Origin of the sequence: Winkia neuii subsp. neuii DSM 8576, from assembly GCF_000420405.1 — a bacterium.
Lineage (GTDB): Bacteria > Actinomycetota > Actinomycetes > Actinomycetales > Actinomycetaceae > Winkia > Winkia neuii.
On sequence record NZ_ATUW01000025.1, the window covers coordinates 1 to 2,206 of the forward strand.

Consider the following 2,206-nt stretch of genomic DNA (forward strand, 5'->3'; position numbering starts at 1 on the left):
GCCTGCACCGTAACATTACCCGTTAGATAAAACAATGTGCCGTCATCATAGTTTTTATCTTTGATAGGTGCTGGCCCTGAAATAATTCTAGCATCAGCAATAGGTGAATGTTCGGCATAAAAGCACGCCTCAAAAAGGGCAGCAACTTTATTAGCAAGCGCGGCAGCTGTTTCAACTGTAGAGTCGTGAACGCTTATACCGTATGCAAAATACCTTGTAAATCTATCTACGGGTATACCGCCGTCACAGCGAACAACAACGAAAGGGTTGGTCAGACTAGCAAATTGGGAAATCTCACGAGCGAGCCTGTCACTTGCAGGGTCCCGCCACTCAAACCCTACCGGGATTTTCTCCTCTAATTGCTTATAGATGTAGTCGGCAAGCCAGTTAGTAGGATTTTCAAATAATGGTATTTCGCGGCTTGTCATAGCTTTTTACCCTTTCGTAGAGCCTTAGCTAATACCCCGTATTTAGCCTCTAATATGCCGCTCTTCCAATCATCAGCTACAACCTTTCCCACATAACGATGAGGTGTAGATTCCATTTCCACGTGTATAGAGCGCTCATAATCGCCGGTGTCATAGGGAGCGATAAGGCGCGCCTCTGCAGCAACGCTGTTCGCTATTTCCTCTATAATCCGCTTCATATGAGGCGATTTTCCGACCTCGTTTATAAAATCGTCCATACCTGATAGTTCTACATCTACGCTAATTCGCGTTCCCACTTTTACCCCTCTACAGCTTGCACGGTTACGACGTACCCTGCCGCCCATTGCCCAGGGATTTCATACATTTGTGGGAATGATGTAATCTCCCATAGCGCGGTAGATTCCCGCTCCCAGATAGGCAAATCCGCGCTGGTATCATCGGTTAGTTTGCAGCGGTTACCCGGTACTAACGCGGCGCGTTCTTTCGCGGTTAGAGCTGCAGAAAAGTAAAGTTTTCCGCTCATCTGGCTTTGCACGCGGCCTAAGCTTGCCCCAAATTCTGGGGTATCGGGGGCAAAGAAAAACCCTGTTATTAGCACCTCGTCAGGCCGGTTAGTCGGATCCCCCCACCGCTTGCGCTGGCTTATGCCTCGCACAGTCTCCGTGTTCGGGATTAGTACGAGTAGCTTTCGCTCAGGTAGCGCGCCGGGAGTGCTAAAAAAGTCATCCCAGATGCTCATATTAAATGCACTTTCACCTGGTACGGCTCTAGAATTGCTTTTTCCTGCTCTAGCAGTCCGAGCCCGCCAACTACGCCGTTTTGAGAGCCAAAGGTTACTGAGAACGGCCCCGCTTGCTTGCGCACAATATTTGACGCGCCAGCGCTTGCCCGCTTGCCAAGCTCTGCAGCAACAGCCACCACATCGGCGGCTTCCTCCAGGGTGTAGCCGTGCCCAAAGGTTACCCGCACCGAACGGAAACGCCCCGGAAACGGCGCGCCGTTACGTGAAAGCATCCCAGCGTCAGACCAGCTAACAGAATCGGTAATATCATTCCATGCCCCGGCCCCGTCGGATACTTCCACGCTGATAAGCTCAACAAGCTTTTTAGTGGGCAACGCCAGCCCGTACCGGTACCTACCATCTAATATGATGGTTTCCTTTTTTACCGGCGCGATATGCCAGCCACAATATCGCCTAATAGCGGCTGTTGCTGCCGCCGTAGAGCCGGGGAAAACATCCGCCCTCGCTAGGGCGCTAGCCTCGCTCATTTGACCGCTCCAGAGGCTTTTTATTCCTCGGTTTGCGTGGTTTTTCTGCTGGCACGCTCTTATTAGGCACGGTTGCTTTTTCTTCCACGAGTAGGCCCCGCGCGCGGTATTCTTCGACTCGCTCACTGCTTAGCTGCATACGCATTTTTACGCCATGCACTAAAACTTGCACGTCTTGCATAATTCCCCCTAATTGTGTGGTTAGGCCCCGCCTGCCAAGTGACAAACAGGCGGGGCCATGATGCCTAAACCTCTTTTAGGCGGCTTCAGTTACCGGCTTTTTCAGCTCTAGAAGGGCGAAAGCCGAGGGCTGACGTACCGCAAAAGCGAGGCGTTCCTCAGCCAGAATTAGGAAAAGGTTGTGTACGAAGTCATCCTCGTTGGAATTGGTAGAGGTAAGCGTTACCCCGCCCTTGCGGTAGACGGTGGCAGCAGCCGAAGAACCTACCAACACCTTGCCTTCAGCAATTGCAGGCGTAACGATAGTGCGCCTGCCCAGAATTGGCGGG

The 2,206-nt window shown here is 51.8% G+C and carries 5 protein-coding genes; all 5 read right to left on the reverse strand.

Annotation, left to right across the window (positions count from 1 at the left end):
• Positions 1–428, reverse strand: a 428-nt coding sequence (locus G437_RS10755; protein ID WP_034490535.1) for a hypothetical protein, incomplete at its 3' end; no start/stop codon positions are given.
• Positions 425–724 (reverse strand): HK97 gp10 family phage protein, encoded by a 300-nt coding sequence (locus tag G437_RS0110330; RefSeq protein WP_024332468.1) that lies wholly within the window; start codon positions 722–724, stop codon positions 425–427. The genes G437_RS0110330 and G437_RS10755, both read right to left, overlap by 4 nt.
• A 2-nt stretch (positions 725–726) precedes the next feature.
• Positions 727–1,167 (reverse strand): hypothetical protein, encoded by a 441-nt coding sequence (locus G437_RS0110335; protein WP_024332469.1) that lies wholly within the window; start codon positions 1,165–1,167, stop codon positions 727–729.
• Entirely contained in the window at positions 1,164–1,697 is a 534-nt protein-coding gene (locus G437_RS11080) for a hypothetical protein (RefSeq protein WP_024332470.1), read from the reverse strand. Before G437_RS11080 ends, G437_RS0110335 begins: the two co-directional genes overlap by 4 nt.
• Positions 1,698–1,953: 256 nt before the next feature.
• The coding region (locus G437_RS0110350) for a phage major capsid family protein (protein WP_029769592.1) at positions 1,954–2,206 on the reverse strand (253 nt) is incomplete at its 5' end.